Origin of the sequence: Leptospira meyeri, assembly GCF_004368965.1 — a bacterium.
Lineage (GTDB): Bacteria > Spirochaetota > Leptospiria > Leptospirales > Leptospiraceae > Leptospira_A > Leptospira_A meyeri.
The window spans coordinates 2015786-2038122 of the sequence record NZ_SORO01000001.1 but is presented as its reverse complement, the minus strand read 5'-3'; the positions used below and the strand labels follow the sequence as shown (position 1 = coordinate 2038122).

At 38.3% G+C, this 22337-nt stretch carries 17 protein-coding genes; 7 read left to right on the top strand and 10 right to left on the bottom strand.

Annotated features, from left to right (window positions below; genetic code table 11):
- Positions 1–8: 8 nt before the first annotated feature.
- A complete protein-coding gene (locus CLV96_RS09500) occupies positions 9–1901 on the bottom strand; it encodes a putative bifunctional diguanylate cyclase/phosphodiesterase (RefSeq protein ID WP_004787134.1) in 1893 nt (630 codons plus the stop codon).
- An 89-nt stretch (positions 1902–1990) separates the two neighbouring features.
- Here CLV96_RS09500 and CLV96_RS09495 point away from each other — a divergent pair, with 89 nt between their 5' ends.
- Positions 1991–2500, top strand: a complete 510-nt coding sequence (locus CLV96_RS09495) for an acyl-CoA thioesterase (protein WP_004785839.1) — start codon at positions 1991–1993, stop codon at positions 2498–2500.
- 20 nt (positions 2501–2520) lie between these two features.
- Here CLV96_RS09495 and CLV96_RS09490 read toward each other — a convergent pair whose 3' ends face one another.
- The 9 genes from CLV96_RS09490 to CLV96_RS09450 form a co-directional block, all read right to left on the bottom strand.
- Positions 2521–2904 carry a hypothetical protein gene (locus tag CLV96_RS09490; protein ID WP_243836449.1) on the bottom strand — a complete coding sequence of 128 codons (384 nt, stop codon included), beginning with the start codon at positions 2902–2904 and terminating at the stop codon, positions 2521–2523.
- Between the two features lie 44 nt (positions 2905–2948).
- Positions 2949–3272: a DUF1330 domain-containing protein gene (locus tag CLV96_RS09485; RefSeq protein WP_004784879.1), complete on the bottom strand. Its 324-nt coding sequence runs from the start codon at positions 3270–3272 to the stop codon at positions 2949–2951.
- Between the two features lie 4 nt (positions 3273–3276).
- A complete protein-coding gene (locus tag CLV96_RS09480; RefSeq protein ID WP_004785706.1) occupies positions 3277–4488 on the bottom strand; it encodes an MFS transporter in 1212 nt (403 codons plus the stop codon).
- A gap of 44 nt (positions 4489–4532) precedes the next feature.
- Entirely contained in the window at positions 4533–5090 is a 558-nt protein-coding gene (locus CLV96_RS09475; RefSeq protein ID WP_409037419.1) for a gamma carbonic anhydrase family protein, read from the bottom strand.
- 26 nt (positions 5091–5116) lie between these two features.
- Entirely contained in the window at positions 5117–7078 is a 1962-nt protein-coding gene (locus CLV96_RS09470) for a 7TM diverse intracellular signaling domain-containing protein (protein WP_040917244.1), read from the bottom strand.
- A gap of 47 nt (positions 7079–7125) precedes the next feature.
- Entirely contained in the window at positions 7126–9525 is a 2400-nt protein-coding gene (gene pheT / locus CLV96_RS09465; protein WP_004784168.1) for a phenylalanine--tRNA ligase subunit beta, read from the bottom strand.
- A 42-nt stretch (positions 9526–9567) separates the two neighbouring features.
- Positions 9568–11652, bottom strand: a complete 2085-nt coding sequence (locus CLV96_RS09460) for a sensor domain-containing protein (RefSeq protein ID WP_134151953.1) — start codon at positions 11650–11652, stop codon at positions 9568–9570.
- Positions 11642–12886: an amidohydrolase family protein gene (locus CLV96_RS09455; RefSeq protein WP_004786049.1), complete on the bottom strand. Its 1245-nt coding sequence runs from the start codon at positions 12884–12886 to the stop codon at positions 11642–11644. Before CLV96_RS09455 ends, CLV96_RS09460 begins: the two co-directional genes overlap by 11 nt.
- A gap of 131 nt (positions 12887–13017) precedes the next feature.
- Positions 13018–14925 (bottom strand): RecQ family ATP-dependent DNA helicase, encoded by a 1908-nt coding sequence (locus tag CLV96_RS09450; RefSeq protein WP_004786477.1) that lies wholly within the window; start codon positions 14923–14925, stop codon positions 13018–13020.
- Between the two features lie 60 nt (positions 14926–14985).
- On the opposite strand from CLV96_RS09450, the gene CLV96_RS09445 reads away from it, so the two are divergent.
- The 6 genes from CLV96_RS09445 (at position 14986) to ftsA (ending at position 22328) form a co-directional block, all read left to right on the top strand.
- On the top strand, positions 14986–16542 hold the full coding sequence (locus CLV96_RS09445; protein ID WP_004787514.1) for an MBOAT family O-acyltransferase: 1557 nt from the start codon (positions 14986–14988) through the stop codon (positions 16540–16542).
- A complete protein-coding gene (locus CLV96_RS09440; protein WP_004786465.1) occupies positions 16532–17809 on the top strand; it encodes a DUF1574 family protein in 1278 nt (425 codons plus the stop codon). The genes CLV96_RS09445 and CLV96_RS09440 overlap by 11 nt, the downstream gene beginning before the upstream one ends.
- Before the next feature lie 59 nt (positions 17810–17868).
- Positions 17869–19581 (top strand): caspase family protein, encoded by a 1713-nt coding sequence (locus tag CLV96_RS09435; protein WP_004787400.1) that lies wholly within the window; start codon positions 17869–17871, stop codon positions 19579–19581.
- Between the two features lie 296 nt (positions 19582–19877).
- Entirely contained in the window at positions 19878–20243 is a 366-nt protein-coding gene (locus CLV96_RS09430) for an LIC_10421 family protein (RefSeq protein WP_004785321.1), read from the top strand.
- Between the two features lie 113 nt (positions 20244–20356).
- Positions 20357–21088 carry a cell division protein FtsQ/DivIB gene (locus CLV96_RS09425; protein WP_004785777.1) on the top strand — a complete coding sequence of 244 codons (732 nt, stop codon included), beginning with the start codon at positions 20357–20359 and terminating at the stop codon, positions 21086–21088.
- A gap of 1 nt (position 21089) precedes the next feature.
- Positions 21090–22328, top strand: coding sequence for a cell division protein FtsA (gene ftsA, locus CLV96_RS09420; RefSeq protein WP_004787547.1), 1239 nt, complete (start codon positions 21090–21092; stop codon positions 22326–22328).
- Positions 22329–22337 lie beyond the last annotated feature (9 nt).

The following is a 22337-nucleotide window of genomic DNA, read 5'->3' as shown; positions in this document are numbered from 1 at the left end:
GTTGTCACCTAATCAAAGAGTATCTGAGGTCTTGAATAAAGGTAACCTTGGACTACATGGCAAGAAGTTTGTTTTAATCGCTGAAGTTGTTCTTCGTTTTCGATACCTTCGGCAATGGTTTTAAGCCCTAAAGAATCGGCTAAATGACAAATTGATTCCAAAAGTAAAAAGTTTCGATCGGAGTTTGCAATATCATCTAAAAATGATTTATCAATTTTTAATTCATCAAACTGAATTTTTTGCATATAATGAAGAGATGAATATCCTTTTCCAAAATCATCCAATGAAACAGAAATGCCATTGGATCTAAGTTCTGAAACGATCCTTTGGATGGTTTCAATTTCATCTAAGAAAACATCTTCTGTAATTTCGAATATGATATTTTTTGGATTAATTCTATGGTTTGATAAATACCGGATAATGTAATCGTTAAAATTCGGATATAAAAAGAAAATGGGAGAAATATTGATAGAAATTTGTATCTTTTTTCCATACAGGTCTAGTAGTTTGGGGATATGAGATATAGTTTTTTCAAAAATACATTTTCCAAACGGAACAATTAACTCTGATTTGGTGATGATTGGAATGAACTCTTCAGGCGAAATATTTCCGAATTCTGGTAAACTCCAACGAGCTAGTGCTTCCAGTCCAACAGTTTGTTTAGAACTAATATCTACTTTTTCCTGGTATGCTATTTTAAAATTTTTGTGATTGATTGCTTTCTCTAAATAGTTTTTAAGTTTTTGTTCTCTTTCTATTTTTGATTCCATACCAGTTTGGAACCATACTAACTTTGTCAGAACATCTTCTCTGGCTACATTCATCGCAATGGAAAGTTTCCGAATTGCTTCATCCAAATGATTTGTATCCTGGGGAAACTGAACGCCAGATACTCTGTATTGGAGCCTATGTCCTAATTGATCTGGGGTGAGTAACTCATTATTGTTGAGGTCAAATTTTACAATGGCTTTTTCAATTTTAGATTTTGTAGAATTTTCAATCCAGAGTATAAATTCATCGCCACCTAAACTAGCTACAAGTATATCCGGTCTTTCGTCTGTATATAATTTTAACACACATCCCGTTAAGGTTAAAATTTGGTCTCCAAATCCAATACCGTGTAGTGCGTTAATTACTTTTAATCCTTTTAGATTGATTAAAAGTAGAAAAGATTCTGATACACCCGAACTGATTCTATTTTGGATTAATTTTTCAAACAAATATCGATTGGGAAGATGTGTTAGTGAATCATAAAATGCTAGTTTGTCGATGTGTTTCTGAGATTTTAGTATTTTGCTTCTTGATTCTTTAAGATAAACAATATTTTTTATAAGTTTCCCTCTAAGTCTTTGGATTAAAAATCCAGTTAAAACTGAAAATAAAATTAAACTTACAGAATTAAAAAACCATTCTCTTGGATTATTATTTCTGATACCTAATGATTCAGGAAACCGAAGCCAAGAAAAATAAATTAATCCACCAAATAACGATGGTAACAAAGAAATAATGAGTGAGAAAATCAAACTTAAGATTGGCGGAAGAAAGACATAAAAAGAAACAATCATAAACGATAACGAAATTTCTGCGCTACCCAAAAGACCACTACGAGCATACGATAAGACCGAGATAAAGATGGTTGTGCAGATTAAACTAAAAACGCGAATTATTAGAGGTACTTTGTTCTTTAATAAAAATTCTAAAAATAGAATCACCGCAAAACAGAAATCTACCGTAAAAAATAAATAATCTACTTCACCTTGATGAGTGAAAAACGGAAGAATATGTAAGCCAGCAGCAATGAGAAATAAACCGGATGCTGCCAAAAGGAAACGACGAAGCAGGGGACTTGTATCCTTTTGAAATTTGATCCAATAGACGTATTTATTTTTATCTTTTAGCATATGATCTACATTGGACGAATTAAACTGGTTCGATGAATTCTTAAAAAAGCCTTTCCTTGGTGGTTGGTCAAGAGGAAGATATCCTCATTGTGACGAATCCTAACGATTTACCCGCCAAGTCACCCCAAGAATCTGCAGTAGAAACTAGACATATCGTTCTACCCAATGATGCAAATCATTATGGAACTGCATTTGGTGGTGCCATAATGAGTTGGATCGACTTGATTGCTGCCATGTCCGCCCAAAGACACTCCGGTCGTGAGGCAGTAACTGTTAGTATCGATCGAATTAATTTTATTACTCCAATTCAAATTGGTGATCATGTGAATTTAAAGGCTATGGTGAATTATGTTGGAACTACTTCGATGGAAGTGGGAGTTCAGGTAAACCGTGAGAATCCCTATACAGGAGAAATGGTTAGAGCCACCACCGCCTATTTATCGTTTGTTGCTTTGGATGAGAATAAAAAGCCCTGTGCTGTTCCTCCTTTACGTTTAGAAACTGATCTGGAGAAACGTCGTTTTGCTGAAGGAAAACTTCGGATTGAAATGGCAAAAGAGTTTTCAGCCAAAATTAAAGCCGGAAGAAAAACCATTTAACAAATAGGGTTTACTGGTTTTTATTTTAATTTATACACGATCCAGGTAGCTAAAAAAGTTTCTAAGATACTAAGTGGGACTGCATATAGAAGAATTTCAACGGGTAGAACTGATAAGTTCCAAATTACGATCCACATCAATAGAAAACCGATGAACCAACTAAATAGAAAGGTTTGTTTGAATTTTAAATGGTTGGATAAATAGAAAATTGCAAACGCCAATCCAAGTGACCATATTCCCCACACCGCTCCGTTGATTGGGTCAGAAGGAAATTTAATTCCTAATTGGTTATAATGATTTAACCAAATTGATTTAAAAAGTATTTCGTTTCTAAGGAATTCCGACAAACTAATCACAATTGTAGCGGAAAATACGGGAAGAATTTTGTTTTTAAACATACTCATAATTATTTATAGTTAGGTGATAGTTTGACAATAATTATTTATAATTACGATTCAAAAAATCTTTCGTACTCTGCGATTTGGGTTGTACTTTCGACGGAAGGGATAAAATATTTTTCTCTAACTTTTTTGTAATCTGGGTCTGCGAAAAAACTGTGTTTTCTTTCTTTGTTTTTAAAATAGATTAAAAATACACGATTGATTGGATTTTCTGTTTCCGATTTTAAAGTTTTTTCAATTTTGAAATCATACCGAAATCCCCCTTCGTATTTTTCTAATAGTTCTTTCATTTCTTTTCTATACTCTGTGTACAGTTCATCATCGTTTACCTGGAGACCAACGATTGTTTCCCAATGAGATTGATTTTCCATTTGACTATACCGTCCTTCGTTGTGAATGAATAAAATACATAGTGAAGATGCTAACAAATAACAAACACGGAATACTGACTAAATTAAGGTTAAGCCAACCAATTTTATTCTCCAGATAACCGGCGCTATATGTAGATACGATTGCAAAAGAATAAACAATTGTATCATTTGTTGCCTGGATTTTATTTTTTTCCGAAGGATGGTATTGTTCGACAAGTAAGTTTGTGCCACCCACATACATAAAATTCCAGCCAATGCCAAGAAGTATGAGTGCCACTGCAAATGGTAAAAATTCTGTACCTTGTAGAGCAGCAAAACTTTCGAGCCCCATCACAAAAATTCCTAAAAGTATTAGATAAGGTGCTGTCATTTTTCGCACTAATTGTCCTGAGAAAAAAGAAGGAATATACATTCCTAATACATGCCATTGTAATACTAAAGTGGAAGCATGCATTTCGTGACCATGGGATTTCATTGCCACTGGTACAGCAGACATAAGCATTGCCATCAGTCCAAAACTAAAAGCAGTTGCCAAAATCGATACCCATAACCCTAAATTTTTTATATGATACGAAAGTGGACGAATAACTTCTCTTGGAGAAACATCATTGGATTGTGAATGTATGCTTGATATTTTTTTGTTAGGTGTTGGCAAAAATAAAATAAAGAAAAATTGTAAAAACAAAGCAGAAATTAAAATTAAATAACATCCTAAATACAATGAGTTTGGGAAAAGTTCTTTCCCTTGGAGCCCAGCAAGTGGCCCAAGAAATGCTGCCGGAATTCCTGCGATTAAAATCCAAGAAAGGGCACTGGATCTATCATGAATTGGAACTGATTCCATCGCTACAAATCGTAAATATTGGACAAAGGATTGATGAAATCCAAATAACAAGTGTGATATGGAAAACAAAATAAAATTCTTCTCATACATGGAATAGGATGCAAGGATAGCACCAATGATTCCTATGACTGTTCCTGTGAGCAAACCGACTTTGCTACCTTTCCAGTTCATAAATCTTGATGCTGGAACCAAACCAAGCAGGGTTCCTAAAATCACAAACGAAATTGGAAGTGAAGCCGATTCAGGAGAGGGAGCGATGCTTTGTCCGGCAAGTGCGGAAACAGCCATAATCATGACGGTTCCAATTTGAAAGACAGTTTGTGTGATAGAAAAAATTCCCAGGATTTTTAATTTATCTATAATTTTTTTCATATAAGAGTTCGGGTTTAGGTTGGATAGGTTCCAAGTTAATTGGATTAGATACCTAACTTTCCAATGATTTCTTTCGCTTGGCTTACAAAATGAACTTCTTCTTCTTTTTGAAAGGGAACAAAAATGTTTTTTTGAAAACGAACAGAAAGATGGGCGTATTCGATACAACCTGCGACTGTTAATTCCGGCTTTGCTTTTCCAGGAAATATTTTAATATCAGATCCATCAGGAACTACAAGAGATCTTGGTGGGATTTTTTTTCCACCGCGGATCATACAACCGGCAGCAATTTGAGAACCATCACCAATTTCTGCATTATCCAAAACGATAGAGCCAATACCAACAAGAACTCCTTTCCCGATTTTACAGCCATGGATCATGACATTGTGACCAACTAATGTCCATTCGCCGATGCTGATAGGGCTTGTGCTATCAGTATGCAAAGTGGAGTTATCCTGGATGTTGACATAATCTCCTAATTTGATGGAGTTCATATCAGCACGCACCACGGCACCAGGCCATAAAGAAACGGAAGTTCCATATTCAATCATGCCAAATGCCGTTGCGGCAGGGTGGATGAATGGGTTTGTATAAACTGGAATTTCAGAATAGGACATGAATATCAAAATCAACCTAGACTTTGAATTTCGCAACCGATAAATGTAATATCATCTTGTTTTACATCACCTTCTGTGAAAGAAGATAGTTCACTGAGTACTTTCGCCATCGTATGATCCAAACTCATCTTCAGGTTCTCTTTTAAAATATCATACAAACGGTCTTCTCCAAAGAGTTCTTTCTCTTCGTTAAACTGCTCAAAAATTCCGTCGGTAAAGAGAAAAATACGATCACCTTCTTCGATTTGGTGTTCGATGATCCTGTACTGGGTATGGTCCATAAGTCCTATTATTTTTCCAGTCCTTGGTAAAAGTTTTATGTCATCGATTCTTTGATGGATTTGGTCAGGGTGACCTGCTGAAGAATAAAATAGTAATTTGTTTTTTAGGTCAATATCACAAACAGAACATGTAAATATTGTCTGAATATTGCTATATTTGTTGATAAAGATTTGGTTCATATGAAATACCAAATCATCGGGATGGTCATAAATCATTTTGAGTGATTCATATTCAGCTTTGATTGCCATGGTAATGAGAGCAGCTTGGATTCCGTGACCTGTGGCATCGGCTACAAAAATTCGATAGTAGTCAGGTTTTACTTGTGTTAGGTCATAAAAATCACCACCCACTTCCGACATCGACTGGTAGTAGGAATGAAAGTGGATTCTTGGATCACTTGTTTTAATTTCAGAGAACAAAGTTTTTTGAATTTTTTTAGCGACATTCAGATCTTTTTTGATTAAGTTTAAAGACTCATCCAAAGTTTTTGTCCGTTCTCTTACTTTTTCTTCAAGAGTGACAAGTGCTAAGGCCTGAGTATTTGCCTTTTCTTCTTTTAGTTCGTTAATTTTATTAGCGAGGGCCAGTGATAAAATTCCGGCTTCCAAAGTGGATCCAATTTGGTTGCCATAAATTGTTAATAGATTTACAGGCAAAACTCCGTTTTGCATCAATGTGTACATCAAAATCCCAAAAAGTAAGGTAATCCATCCAAAAAGAAACAACCTCGCTTGTTTATTCCCGGTGCTATAGTTAACCAAAGCAACGAGGAGAACTGAGACCACAAAAACTTGTGCAATCAGATTTCCTAATCGAACTGCAATAGTAATTGGTAAGTAAGCATACGGAATCAAAATATAAAATAAAACAATGAACTTCAATGATTGGATGAGTCTGTTTGACCAAGGGTTTAGTTCTCGCAGATTCAAAGTTTGTTGGGCAAATGTCCAACCGGAAACTGCGGAACAGGTGACAATGATACTTCCGATTCGGTTATGAATTTCTGGATGATCCAGTGTGATTACTTGGTTTAATATTCCATTCAAATACATTTGCAGAGCTAAGTTAAAAAAAATGGCTATGGAATACGTAATATATGCTTTTTCTTTTAAGATAAAATATATAAATAAATTGTAAATCACCATGATCAAAATGGTTCCATAAAAAAAACCGAGAATGGTATTCTCTAAATTTTCTTTTAAATAAAATGTGTCTTTAGAGTAAAATCGAATCAGATAACTAATGTTTGATGAAGATTTGGTTTCTAAAATTAAAGTTTTGGCTTCATTTTCAGGCCAATCCAATTCAAAAGCGATTGATTTTGAAAAGGCATCCCAATGTGAATGCGCAATAAAGTCTCCACCTTCTTTGATTGGTTCCGGGTTTCCTTCTTCGTAGACTCGGACAAAATCTAAATGAGGATTTCCTAAATCTAAAATTAGTTTGTTTGCAGAAGTTTGATTGATTGCTTTTAATCTAAGGAAAACATGATCCGATTGGAAACCCAAACTTAAATTGTTTTTAAAGATAGGTGTCCATCGAAGTTTTTGAAAATTGGTATCGGAACCAGAAAAGATCGCATAATCGATTTTTTGCGGAACAAAACTATCATCCGTGATGGATTTTTGGATTTCCAATCGGGAACATGAGAATGCTAAACCCGACAAAATGACTGTTAGGAGTGTCCTCATAAACTCGGATGATTTCCCGATAAAAATCGGGATTTGTCAAAACAAATTTACCGTAAGCTGTATCCGTTCTTCTTTGCGATATCTATAAGAGAATCAGAAAGTTCTTTGAATCGATCTTGCGTAAATGTTTTGTCATAGGACATAAGTCTAAATCGATACGTGACAGATTTTTTCCCTTCACCAACTGTCTCCCCTTGGAAGATGGTTTGAACAAACACAGATTCTAGTTCAGGAATTTTCATACCTTGCACTAAACTAACAAAAGATTCTGTTGTATCTTTTTCGTTCATTAGCAAAGAAAGATCTAATTGGCCTTGAGGGAAATTGGATGGCGGAACAAAATGTGAGTTCCTTCCTTGTTTCTCCCAAACATCCACTAACTTTTCCATATTGATTTTAGAGAGAATGGCTCTACGTTTTAAGTCATAATCATCCGCAAAACGTGTGTGTAGGATCCCCAATTCGGCAATCTCAATTCCATCATAAGAAAGAACAAGTCCTGCATTGGGATGGAAGTAGTTGCGATTTGTTTTTTCCCATTTGTAATTTGGTAAATTTAAATATCGGAAAAGACCGGAGATTGTTTCTCTAACTTGTAAGAATTCTAATTCAACAGCTGTTAGGTCATTTGGTTTGTTTTTCGAAAGAGAAAGAATACCCATCCAACGTCTTTCTTCTGCAAGATCAGTTCCTTTACCTTCTTTATGATAGGTTCTGCCTAATTCGAATAAATTAACTGATTCGAAACGGTCTTGGTTGAGTTTGGCCTGTTTGATGATACCAGGAAATAGACTATTTCGTAGTAATGAATGTTCCTCTGGCATTTCATTTGCAATTTTTAAAGAAGAATGTTCTTCTTTTGCTTCTAGTTTGGAATCTGCTGGTGAAGCAAAGGAATAATTATAAACTTCATTAAATCCAACTTCTAAAGCCAGAAAGTTTTTGACTCTTCTTTCCAATTCACGTAATGGGTTTCGAATTGGAGTTTCCACTGCCATTGAGAGTGCTTCTGTTTTGATGGAGGCATAACCGATGGTTCTTCCAATTTCTTCTACAAGGTCTTCAGGAATGGTAACATCGTAGTTTTGTCTGAATTTAGGAACCAGAACGGATAATTCTTCCCCTTGGTTTGTAACTTTGAAACCAAGTCTGTTTAAGATTTCGGTGACTTCAGTTTGCGAAATATTTTTACCTAACTTGTGGCGAAGGAAAGAAAGGTTTGTACTGATGGTCACAGATTTTGATTCTGTATGATTGAAACCTTGTGGTTCATAAACCTTGATGTTTGGATTTCCATTTTCCTTCAATAGTTGCACGGCACGTTTCATCACTGGCAAACAAGTATAACTATCTAAACCTTTTTCGTAACGAACCGCCGACTCGGTACGGATATTAGTTTTGCGAATTGTATAACGAACATCTTCTCTTTTGAAAACTGCTGATTCCATTACAATGTTTTTGGTAGAATCAATGACTGCAGAATCTTTTCCTCCCATCACACCTGCGAGGGCAACAGGATCTTTTCCATTTTGAATGAGAAGTAGATCTTTTTGAAGTTTAGGGGTTGTATCATCTAACAAAGGGAAGGAGTCACCTTCTTTTGATTTTACAACAGAAAAGGATGTAGACTTTAATCTTTCGCGGTCAAAAAAATGTGTGGGTTGTCCAAGCTCTAACAGAAGATAGTTGGAAACATCCACAACATTGTTGATGGAGCGAATTCCACATTTTTCAAGTCTGGATTTGATTTTAAGATTTGATTGGGTTATGTTTACATTTTGGATGGAACAAACATAATATGCGTGAGCATTATCTGTTTTTTCCACTGTTAACCCTTCATTTCCTGATTCCCATTTTGTCTCTGCTTGGAAAGGGAATTCATTCAATGGCAACTGGAGTTGGCTTGCAAGTTCGCGCGCAAACCCAAAATGATTCCAAAGGTCTGGCCTATGTGTGATGGACTTATTATCAATCGTGAGAATGGTGTCTTCCCATAGATAAAGTTTGCGAACAGAAATTCCAAGTGGTGTATCGTCAGGAAAAACTAAAACACCAGAAGATTCTAAAGCTAGCCCCAACTCTTTTTCAGAACAGTACATTCCTTGGGAACGAACACCTCGAAGTTCTGAATCTAAAATTTCTTTTCCATCCAGTTTTGTTCCAGGAAGGGCCAATGGAACAATGTCCCCTACCTTTACATTGGTAGCGGCAGTAACAATTTGGTAATCTTTGGAACCATCTGTGGCGATGGTAGTGGATAGTTTTTCTGCATTAGGATGTTTTTCAAGTGATTTGATTTTGACAGTGATAACCGATGATAGGTGAACTTTAAATTCTTCGACGTCATCAATTTCGCAAATGGATGTATTAATTTTTTCCAAAACCTTTTCAAAAGGGATTTGGGAGAGGGGGGTAAATTCGTTTAACCAATCAACTGAAAGTTTCAAGTGAAATCCTTAATTGATAAAAACGGCGGGAAAGCGACTGGGTCAATCCGAAATTCCAAGTTCTGTCTTCAGAAAATGAAGGCATTCCTCAGAACTCAGCGGTTTGGCGAAATAAAAACCTTGGATGAGATCAACGCCACTTTCTGCAAGTAACCTGACTTGTTCTTCTGTTTCCGCACCTTCCGCAACTACACTCAAACCAAGGTTATGTGCTAGGTTGGAAACTGCATGGATGATGGTTTTGGAATCTTTGTCGGATGTGATTTCGGAAACAAAGGAACGATCAATTTTTAAAGAGGAAATCGGAAGTTTTTTTAAATACCCCAAACTACTATATCCAGTTCCAAAATCATCAATGGCAATTTTTGCACCCAGTTTCCGAATCTCTTGCATGGTACGAACCGCAGCATCGGCATTTTCCATGACTGAACTTTCCGTGAGTTCCACTTCCAAATCATGCGGATCCACTTTGAATAGTTTTAGGTTTTCAGCAATAGTAGAAATTAATCTTTCATGTTTGAACTGTTTGGTGGAGATATTGACCGCCATCGAAACATCATTAATCCCTTCGTCTTTCCAATGCCTCATGGTTTGGATTGCTGATTTAATCACCCATTCTCCGATTGCTAGAATCATTCCTGTTTCTTCAGAGATGGGAATGAATACATTGGGAGAGATCAGTCCGCGTTCAGGATGACGCCAACGGATGAGGGCTTCGACACCTACTGGTTTTTTCGTATAAAGATCAATTTTGGGTTGGTACATCAAAGTGAATTGATTTTCGATGATGGCAATCCGCATTCGGTTTTCGATTTCCAATCTTTCTGCCACAACGGTTTGTAGTTCTTCTGTAAAAAACACATAACAGTTTTTCCCTTGGGATTTTGCCAAGTTGAGAGCACTGTCTGCATTTTTTAGAAGTGTGTTGGAATCTTTTCCATCTGTTGGGTAGAGCGCAATCCCAATCGATATATTTACAAAAATTCTTTCCCCATCAATGACAAATGGATGAGTCATGGCATCCAAAATGGATTCAGAAATAACAGCCGCATCTCTTTCATTAGATAAATCGGGCAATACAACTGTGAATTCATCTCCCCCTTGTCTACTAATCAAATCATACACTCTGATACTTTCTCGGATCCGATATGCAACGAGTTTGATAATTTTATCACCGAATTCATGTCCACGAGAATCATTGATGATTTTAAAATTATCTAAATCAATGGCAAGGATACCTACGAGGTTTCCATGCCTTCTTGCTTCTTCAAAAATAGGAAAAAGTTTATCAATCAAAGAGTTTCTGTTGGGAAGATTGGTGAGTTGATCGAAAAAAGCTAAGTATGCGATTTTTTCTTCGGCATGCCTTCTCTGAGTGATGTCAAGAAAAGCAACCGCAAGGCCAAAGTTTTCAAGAGGAATCGGTGTTGCTAAAATATCAAACCACGTAATTTTTTCCTCTTTGATTAGACCAATCTCTAAATTACGAATCACTTCTTTGTGCCGTAACGCACGCATAAGACTGGAATTTCTCGGGTATATTTTATTGCCATTCGGTTGAATGAGAGTGTATTTACGAATGTTTAAAGTTCGATTTAAAAGTTCCCCATCCTGAATATTGAAATAGGTTCTTGCTGTTTTATTTGTCTCAACAATTTTCCCTTTTTCGTCAGTGATGGCAATGCCCATAGGAAGGTTGTCAAAAATAGATTTATACTTCTGTTGTTGGAGCAGGAATTCGAACGAAATGTCTTTTTGAATGGTAACATCCCTATCAAATCCAAGAATAATTTTTGATTCCCGTAAAGGGATGAGCAACCAAATGATCCATACTTCTTCTTTTGAGTTGGTGACTAAACGGTTTTCGAAATTTACAATATTCGGATTTTCACCCAAACTATCAAAAGTATACTTTGTATTTTCTTTATCGTCATCGTGAGCAAAATCGACTATGGATTTACCAACAATTTCCTTCGGTTGAAACTCTAAAAACCGAGCAAATCGTTCGGTAACGGAAATAAAATTTCCTTCCCAATCTAAAACTTGAAAACTATTCGGATATTCCGCAAGGAGCGACTTAACGGTGAGACCAGAGAGAATTTTACTGCCTAATGGCTCATTTTGCATGTATTTCTTTGCCTAAAAAATAGACGGCTTCAATGGATCCAGGAAATTGGAATCCCTCAAAGGGTGACCATCCGGACTTACTTTTAACCATTGATTTTTGAAATTCAACTGGTTTTTTTAAATTTAGAATAGAAAAATTTGCCGCATAACCTTGGTTAATAATACCTACTCCTTTTCCAAATGTTTCGGGTAAATATGGTGCCACAAATTCTCCTGGATTTTTGGAACAGATTTTTGCAATGGTAGTCATCGGAATGTTTAGTTTTAGTATCATATAAGTGACAAATAACCCATAAGTATCCAATTGTGAGATCCCACTTGTCCCTTTTTGTTTTTCTTCTATGGAGTGGGGTGCATGATCTGTAGCTAGATAATCGATGTGTCCATCCAAAATCCCTTTTACCATAGCTTCGCGGTCTTCTTTGCCACGAAGTGGTGGGTTCATTTGAAACCATTTGTGATTGGTTTCTGTTAGCATATCCGTATCAAACATCAAATGCGTAGGAGTGACTTCACACGTTACATTCACTCCTCGTTTTTTAGCCGCGATGATTTTAGAAAGACCATCTTTTGTGGAATAGTGACAAAGTTTGCCTTTGAGATTGTATTTTTCGATCAAATACAAAGCAAAATCAGTAGCTACGGTTTCTGCCTCTTTGGGACGTCTTTCTTCGTGAGTGGGCCTGGATTGGTTGGCAACAAGAATCTCTGGATCTTCACAGTGAAAACTAATGTCTTGCCCAGCGTAATGTTTGATGACTTCTTCTAATGAAGCATTGTCATGAAAAAATAATTCTCCTATGGAAGGGCCCATAAAGACTTTATAAGGAACTTTTTTTTCCAATGGTTTTGTATGTGGGCCGATCCCTGCATACAAAGTGATATGAATGGGTGCTTTTTTGGTGAGCGCTTGTTTTGCGGCGTAGGATTCATCATCAATGGGAGGCACAGGATTGTTTGGCATATCTGCCACATGGATCACTCCACCATTGATGGCTGCATTCCCAGCGGAGGTAAAATCTTCTTTGTATGTATGTTTTCCACTCACATCCTCTCTTGCGTGGATGTGGATATCTCCAAAACCAGGAAAAATCACTGTACCTTCGGGAAATTGACGAGCATCTGGATCAATTTCATCTTTCACTTTTGTGATGAGTCCGGTATTTGAATCGAATTCGATTGTACCTTCCCATTCCCTTTCGTGAGTTACGATCTTCCCTGCAATTTTTTCCATTTTGCCCCTATGAATCTGCAGATTCTAAGAGACATGGAAAGTTTCAAGGGAATTTACTTTGGATCGGAGAGTCGAGAACCCTGTTCCCCACTACAAAACGGTTCCCAAAATGACGGAAACTAAAATCACTCTTAGTCCCATTTGGAAAGGATTTCGATGATATCATTTCCAAATCGTTCCACCTTGGCTGGGCCCACACCTTTTGTGGCTTCCAGTTCAGAAAGGTTTTTCGGTTTTCTTTCCGCAATTCGTTTGAGAACGGGATTTTGAAATACCATAAACTTTTTCCATTTGAGTTGTCTTGCCTTCCGATCTCGGTAGTTGATGAGTTCTTTTAAAATTTGTGAATTGAGAGTAGGTGGTTTTTTTAGTTTTATTTTTAAACTATTCGTTTCATCAGAGTTAAATGGCGAGGTTCTTGGTTTTGTTTTAACAAAATTGGGTAAATAGAGTTTGGGGTATTTGGCACCTGCCACCAAAACTTTTTTTTCTTCCACCCAGGTTTCGAGTTTTGCGACCACAGCTTCTTCCGGAATTCCATCCAATTTTCCATGAAAGGGATTTCGTTCCATTCGGTATCTGAGCACATCTTTTGTACGTTTGCCCACAAGAGTTTTGGCGATGATGGTTTTTCCAAATACAGCCGGATGCTCTTTTAAAAAATTTTGGATGGTTTCTTCTTCCCATTCGGATAGAGGATACTCTCTTTTTTCATTTTTCTTCTGAACTTTCGCAGCTTCTGTTTTTAAAAAATGGGATCGATGGAGATTGGAGCCAACTTCAGTACAAATATCACAATTCCCACAAGGAGAAATGGTTTCACCAAAATAAGCACAAAGTTGGACTTGCCTACATTCTTCTTTGCCTGCATACTCCTTAATGTATTTGAGAAGAGTGTCACCACCTTTGAAGTTGGTTTCCTTAGATAACATAAAGGCTTGTGTGGCAACATCACCTGCTTTAAAAAACAAAACACATTCCGACCCAAGTCCATCCCTTCCGGCTCGACCTGCTTCTTGGTAATAAGCCTCAAGAGAGGCTGGAACTTGGTAATGCACCACCAAACGAACATCAGGTTGATCCATACCCATTCCAAAAGCATTGGTAGCAACAAGGATTGGCACTTTTCCAGAAGAGTAAGCATTTTGAGTTCTTTCGCGGATTCCATCAGTGCGACCCGCATGGTACTTTCCCACAGAAAATCCAAAATCTTTTAAAAGATCATACACTTCGTCGGTTTTCTTTCTTGTGGCGCAGTAAATAATGGCACGACCAGGAAATTTCCTTCCATCTTTCCACGGTTCCAAAAGTTCAATGAGCCTGTCGGCTTTGTCTCGTTCGGCGGCAGGATATTCCACGCTGAATTTTAAATTGGGTCTATAAAAAGTAGAAAGAACTACTTTGGGTGATTTCATTCCAAGGGCAGCTTGGACATCGGTTTGGACTTTTGACGTAGCAGTCGCAGTTAGGGCAAGGATTGGGAAGTTGGGACGAGGGTGGCGTTCCCGTAAAATATGAATTTGGCGGTATTCGGGACGAAAGTCATGCCCCCATTGCGAAACACAATGGGCTTCATCCACAACAAGGGCAAATAAATCCAGTTCTCGAAAGATACGTAAGAATCCATTTGATAGTGCTCGTTCCGGTGAAACCAAAAGAACCCGAATTTCTCCTTTCACAGATTTCGCAAGAATGGTCATTTGTTCGACTTCATCTTGGGTGGAATTACAAAAAGCAGCAGGAATTCCTTTCGCAAGCAAACTCTCGGTTTGGTCTTTCATTAAGGCAATGAGAGGAGAAATAACAAGGGTTAGTTTGTTTTTTTGAATGGCCGCAGGGAGTTGGTAAATCAGAGACTTTCCCGCACCAGTTGGTAAAATGGCCAAAGTATCTTGCCCATCCAGCACAGAACGAATGGCCCCTTCTTGGCCCGGGCGAAATTCCGAAAAACCGAATTTGGTTTTGAGTTCCGAACGTAGATCCAAGGTAACTCTCAAGATTTCTGCAAATCCGAAAGGGTCAACGATAAGATTCCCCATTTTGTCCTCATTTTTTCAATTTTACAGAATCGAGTGACCCGGAAATTGTAACGAAGACCGATGCTTTTCAATACCTTTGTCTTTTTGTTATTCTTTCTTCTCGTGTATGCGGTCTTTTTGGGATTCGGATGGTTTGCCGGAAAACAGAAATGGGCCTACCGTGCGCAAAACCTTTGGTTACTCTTTGCATCTTACTTTTTTTACGGGTGGTGGGAGTGGTTTTTTCTCACTCTCATACTTGTCAGTACCATCATCGATTATTGTGCCGCTATTTTGATTGAAGGTACGGAAAACCAAATCCGCCGTCGCCTTTACCTATCAGTTTCCATTTTTGCCAACTTGGGCCTTCTTTTTACAATGAAGTACTATGATTTTTTTGCAGTGAATCTGATTGATTCGTGGAACCAATTGGCATTGTGGATGGGTTCGGCAGCGGTAGAGGATTCCCATACTTATTTGTTAAGAAATATCATCCTACCGGTGGGGATTAGTTTTTATACCTTCCAAACCATGTCTTATACGATCGATGTGTTCCGAAAACAAATCAAAGCGGAACGCGATTTTTTTGATTTTGCTCTGTTTGTGAATTATTTCCCACAACTTGTGGCAGGCCCTATCGAACGCGCCCAAGACCTTCTTCCTCAATTGAAAAAACCAAAATTCCCAACTTGGGATGGAGTTCAGAAAGGATTGTATGATATCCTTCTTGGTTACTTTATGAAGGTCTACGTGGCCGATAACTTAGCCACATATGTGGACCAAGTTTTCCTGGCAGGAAAATCTCTTTATACTCAAAATCCAGATATCATCCAAGCAATGGATGGATCCCAAGTGTTTGCCGGTGGTTTTTTATTTTTAACACAAATTTATTGTGACTTTGCTGGTTATTCTTTTATTGCTCTCGGTGTTTCAAGGCTTCTTGGAGTTACGCTTACTGTCAATTTTGAAACTCCAGAATTTTCCAAAACACCAACAGAATTTTGGAATCGATGGCATGTAACGCTGAACAGGTGGTTTCGAGATTATATTTATATTTCTTTGGGAGGAAGTAAATACGGGAAGTTTGCTCAATACAGAAACTTGTTTATTATTTTTTTCTTATCAGGGCTTTGGCATGGGGCCAATTGGACTTTTATCACTTGGGGTTGTTTGCAAGGTGTATACACCATCATTTACCTTGTGGCTTTTGCTAAAAAGAAAGACGATCAAATTGATGTTGTCGAAACTACAAAATCGTCCTTAGTCGAAAAAATCAAAAGTATCCTTTCTGGAACCTTTGCAAGAGTATTGGTTTATACACTTGTAGTTTTTAGTGCAGTAGGGTTTCGTTCTTACGATGCCAACATGATGTTTCTTTATATGAAAAAATTCCTAATGGTCTGGGATTGGGACTTAAATCCAAACAATAACATCAAAGATATGATTGGTCTTTTTGGAGAATATTTTAAAATCTTTTTGCCACTTCTCATCATCGATGGAATCTCTTACTTTAAAAAGGAAAGATACTGGGTGTTTTTGACTCATCCCATTGTGCAGGCATTTGTTTTATCCTTTATGGGATTTCTCATCCTCACTCGGGGAGTTTTTGGAAAGGAGGTAATTTACTTTGCGTTCTAAATTTTTAGGAATTGGGATTACCCTCTTATTTTTTTTGGTATTGGAAATTGTGGTTCGATTTACTGGAATCCACTATTTGGAACAACCAGAAATCTTTTTTGTTAATTTAAAGAAAAACTTTGTAGAATCAGGCAAAGGTGATGCCGATATAATTGTGTTAGGTGATTCCAGGTCGATGGCTTTGGCTGGATATCCAAAACAACAGGATATCGAATTTTCTGTTTATAATCATAGTTTGCCAGCAATGGGACCCAAATACTATCGTTTCTTTTTGGATAAGTATTTAAAAAAGGGAAATGCCAAACCAAAAATGATTTTGTTTGCTGCATCACCTAAACTATATTCTACGGGATATGGCCCACCACTTTACGATCCGGATGCGAAGTCAGTCAAGGAAAATGAATCTATTCCTGAATACCTCAACCGAAGGTGGACTGAAGGCATTCAGAAGAACTTTTTCCGAACTGCCACTCCTACAAATATCATCAGTTACAGCGGAAAACAAGAAGATGCAAATCAAATTCTTTGGGAGTTCTTTGGGCATCGTTATCTCCACCAATTTACATTTTCCGAATTATCCAATCAGTATTCTGGTGTAGAACGTTTGTATATTCTTTCCAAAGCAATGCCGCTTTTATATGAATCCTATCGTTTCCATGGTGCCATTCGCAATGCACTTAGTGGAACCAATTGGAAAGTAGACAAAAATTACAAAGAACGATCTCTCTTTTGTGAAGCTTGTGAAAATGTAGAAGTTGGACTTTGTAAACCAGCTTCTTCTCAACTAGAAGACAATCGCACCATAGAAGACCAAATCACCCGCCATTTCGGAAAGTATAATATTTCCAATCGATTGAAACCAGAACTTGTTTTGTTTTCTAAAGAATTGATTCGCAAGGAATTGGATGAGGAATTAAAAAATCCAGTTCCTTATGTATACCACCAACCTGATTTTATTGTTTTAAAAGACCTGATCGAATACACTCGTTCCCAAGGAATCCAATTTGGAATGATCTATATGCCGTGGATCCAGGAAAAACAAGAATCAAGGGAGTCCAAAGACCTTCTCGCCGATCTAAAAGTTTTTTTTAGAGAGAATCCAGATGTCGGGCTCTTTTTCTTTCCCGATTCCTCTTACCCAGCCGAGAGATTTGTGGATAATATCCATTACGACTGCCGAGGAGAAAAACGGGTAAACGAAGAATTCCGTAATTTTGTTCTTCCTCAAGTGTTTCGTTTTTTAAATTCCAAACAAAAATCCAATTGATTTCCGATTTCCGGTGTTGGAGAATGAAGCACTCCATCCGGATAAGAGGAAACCCAATCATGTTTTCGTTTCGAAACATATTTGTTTGCATTCTATCGGCCTATCTCATCGGATTACCGGTGTTTGGGCAGAACCGTTATGCGCTGTTCATTGGAACTAACTACAAAGGGAACACAGCAAAAATCCCCGAGTTGAATCTCTGTGAAGCAGACGCAAACTTTCTAAAAGAAAAAATCCAAAAGAAAGGAAACTTCAAGGATATCAAAGTCCTGTTAGGTTCCATGGTCACTCGAGACAATGTCAAAAATGCTATCACCCAATTGGGCAAAGTAGTCGGCAAAGATGATTCTGTTTTTTTGTACTTCTCCGGCCATGGAATGTATATGAAAGATGCGAAAGCAAAAAATGGAATGCGTAACTACCTAATTTGTTATGACCGACCTCATATTTCTGATGAAGAACTAAATGAATTTTTAACGGAAATCAAATCCCAAAAAACGGTTCTTGTAATGGACTGTTGTTATTCAGGAGGGATTGCCAAAAAAGGGAAAAATACCCGCGGTGCGGCTGAGATCCCGATTGCCCAAGGGAATGATGGGGTAGTCCGCCAAAATGCAGAAGATTATTTTTTCCAAAACAAAGCTGTTATTTCTTCTTCGGATGATGACCAAACCTCTATTGAAGTGGGCGGAACCATCAACCATGGAATCTTTACTTACAACTTTGGGAATGCTTTGGAGAAAGGGGATTTAAACAAAGACAGTGTGGTAACAGCCCTTGAAGCCTTCTTTGTCGCCAAAGAAGAAACGGTAAAAATGGCTCGCCAGTTCAACCATGAACAGACCCCACAAGTGTCTGGGAATGCCGCCGGAATCTTTTTATCTGGTTCCCCAAAACCACAAACCCCTCCACCAAAACCACCAAACGTGGTCATCAACGTGCCGATCACGCCAGTAGAAACCACAACGCCACCAAATAACAATACCACGACTCCTCCCGTTGTAGCACCCGAGCCAGAACCAACTCCTGCCAACGATACCACTGTGGTCATCCCACCGATTGTGGAAGTGGAACCACCAGCACCACCATCTATCACCACAGGAAGTATCCTCATTCGCACTTCCATCATCAAAGACAAATCCTATGGGGGAGCGGCCACAAAATCGCCTTATGACCTACTCAACAAACAAGGAAAACTAAAATCTTCCCCTGCCGAAGACAAGGTACGGGCGATCAAAGTTCTTGTGGATGACCAGGAATATACTTCCCAAATCACGACAGAGAAATCCAAAATTTGGGGATCGGTAACAAAAAATGGAACACTCATCCAGGGAGAAATCTACAACGTAAAAATCGATAACCTTCCCGCAGGAGTACACCAGATCGAAATCCGTGCGGACAAATATCCGATTTACAAAACGGCAACGGCAGTCCTTCCGAAACAAACGGTGACTGTAGATGCGATTAATTCCATGGATGGATTTGGTGCGATTCGAGGCCGAGTGTTTTATAAAACCTTGGACAACCCGATCGAAAAACACCCGATTTATATGCCAACAGTGGTTTCTACAAACCAGATCTTCAAGGTCACCACTGACAAAGATGGCTACTTTTGGTTCACCAACCTGAAACCAGGAAAATATGAAATTCGTGCTAGTTTCATGGAAGAGATGAAACTGGAAAACTCTGAGATTCATGTACAACCAGGGGAAGTGACCAATGTGGACATCATCCTCAATAAAAAATTGAGTTATACAAAGACAAAATACTGATCAGACCTCAGATAAAACTGACGAGGTTTTGATGGGAGCCCTCTTCGGAGGGCTTTTTGATTTTGTTAGAGTTTGCCATACCCAGAGTTTGGGGCCAATGATGGCCCGATATGATTAAAATTAATCTGATTTTGATTAATTTTAATCTAGAATTTTCTTTTTTTCCAGTTTTTGGCTTCCGGTGGGGAAATTCTTCGTAATTTCCGATTGAATTTAATCCTTATGAGAGGATTCTTAGAGTCATAGAATACAAATAGGGAATCGGAAAAAGAGGTTCCCACTCTAGAGAGGATCACATGAAAACAACAAAGATTATCGCAACAGGGATCTTGGCTATGGGACTTGCAACAGCAAATCTCCAAGCTTTAGATACAAACGAAAGATTGGAGCTTTTGGAGTCTGCTATGATTGAACAAGCAACCACTCCGGCGCAAAAATCTGCCGTTTCTGAGTATCTTGCGAATGTTGCAAAAGAAAAAGTAGAAATGGCTCAAGCACTTCGTGACAGAGCAGGATCTACTCGCGGTGGTAAGGCTCTTAGCCAAATGAACGAGAAGAAAGAACTTCTTCGTCGTGCAGAGGCTCTTGAAAAAGAAGCTAAAAAATACCAAACTGTCTCTATGGACCTTCACGCAAGTGCCATGCAGGTAGCACAAAACTAAGCACTTCAAACCTAGTTTGAAAATTGCGAGAAAGGTCAGGTTCGCCTGGCCTTTTTTTGTACCCTCTTGATAAATGCTTTCCAAACAGCCTAACTATGTGACATAATCAATATATGGTTGACACTCCCCAAGAAATCAAAGAAAAACGATTTGGGCGCGTGGTTCCCATCCTGTTGGTTGCTTTAGGTCTCTTGGCCTTAGGGCTTGTCTTCCGTTGGGGTAGACCCGTGAAGCCGGTGGTTCGTGTGGAATGGGAAGGCCTCGTGGCTCTCAGTCCTCCCGAGGTTTTTCGCTATTTGGGGGTGGATCCGGAAAACCCAATGATCGGGGATTGGAAGGATTGGGAGAAATTACTTTCTAGCCATCCAAGGATTCGAAAGGTCCGGATCACGAGAGACCCGGATGGATTTTTGAAGATCAATGTACAGGAGAAAGTCGCCGAATTTGTCATACATGTAGGAAGTTCCTTGTATGAGGTGGATGAAAATCTGGAGATACTTTCCAGAGATCGGGTTTTGGCTAATCACCTAATCGTGATTAGTGGACCATTCACTGTTGGGGAAAAAAAGCTAGAAGGCAGACAAATTTTTGATATTACAAAAGAAATGCGACATGCTCTTTCCTCTTACCCTGCATTAAAATCAAGAATCTCTGAACTTGTCGCAGAACGCGACGGTAATTATACTATGTATTTAAAGTCACCAAATTCAATGAAAGTATATTTAGGTGATAAATTAGAACTCAATGTTTTTCGTAAATTATATGCATCTTTGGCTTATATGGAAGCCGAATCTGTCAAAGCTGTTTCTATCGATTTAAGGGGAGAAGACGCCGTTTATCACTGATATGACTTATGATGATGCACCTATCATAACGGCCTTGGATTTGGGATCCTCTCTAGTTAAAGTTGTTATTGGACGACTTCTAGGGGAACATGAAATCGAAATTATTGGAACGGGAGTTTATCCTTCTGCCGGTATCAAAAATGGTTCCATTGTCAATATAGAAACAACAACCAAGTCCATCATAGAAGCGTTTGGTGATGCAGAATTGATGGCTGGGCAGGAAGTGAATACTGTGGTGGTCAATGTATCTGGAAAGTCCGTACACGGGTTTAACGAAAAAGGTATCATTGCTGTGACAAACAGAGAACGAATTGTATCAGAAACAGATATTATGCGAGTTGTGGAAGCTGCACAAGCTGTACATGTTCCAGGTGACCAACAAGTCATCCATGTTCTCACAAAAGAATTCAAAGTAGATGACCAAGTCAATATCAAAGATCCCATCGGGATGACAGGGGTTCGTTTAGAAGCAGAAGTACATATTGTATCTTGTGGAAATACGGCTCTCAATAACATTGATCGTTGTGTGGAGCAAGCTGGTCTTTTACAAATGGATAGAGTTTTATCAAGCCTTGCTTCTTCGGAGGCCATCCTTACTTCTGGCGAAAAAGATTTGGGAACTGCTGTCATTGACATTGGTGCCGGAATCTGTGATATCATTATCTATGTGGATGGGGGAATTGCTTTTTCTTCAGTAGTTCCCTTTGGTGGATTTCATATCACAAGCGATATTTCCATCGGTTTAAAAACTACAGTCGAAACAGCGGAAGTTATCAAAAAAAGATATGGCCATACAAGAATTGATATGGTGGACCCCACAGAAAAATTTGAAATTCCATCTATTTCGGGAAGGCCAGCTCGTTCCGTTTTTCGCCAAGAACTCGTTGAAATTCTAGAACCAAGGGTTCGTGAAATTTTAGAAATGATTGATCATGAATTGGTTCGTTCAGGATTTAAGTCAAGTTTGGCGGGAGGTGTGATCCTTACTGGCGGAACTTCTTTGTTACAGGGCATTGAAGCCACTGCCGAGGAAGTTTTACGCCTGTCAGTGGGTCGTGCAAAACCAGCAGGACTCAGTGGTCTTGTGGATAAAATTTCTAGCCCCGAATATGCCACTGCCGTGGGCCTGATTAAATACAGTTCCAAAATACAAAATTTAGAACAGAGAAATATGCATTCCGGATCTGATTCCGATGGATGGATGAAGAAGGTTCGTCGTTGGATGGAGAATAATCTCTAAGGATAAGTG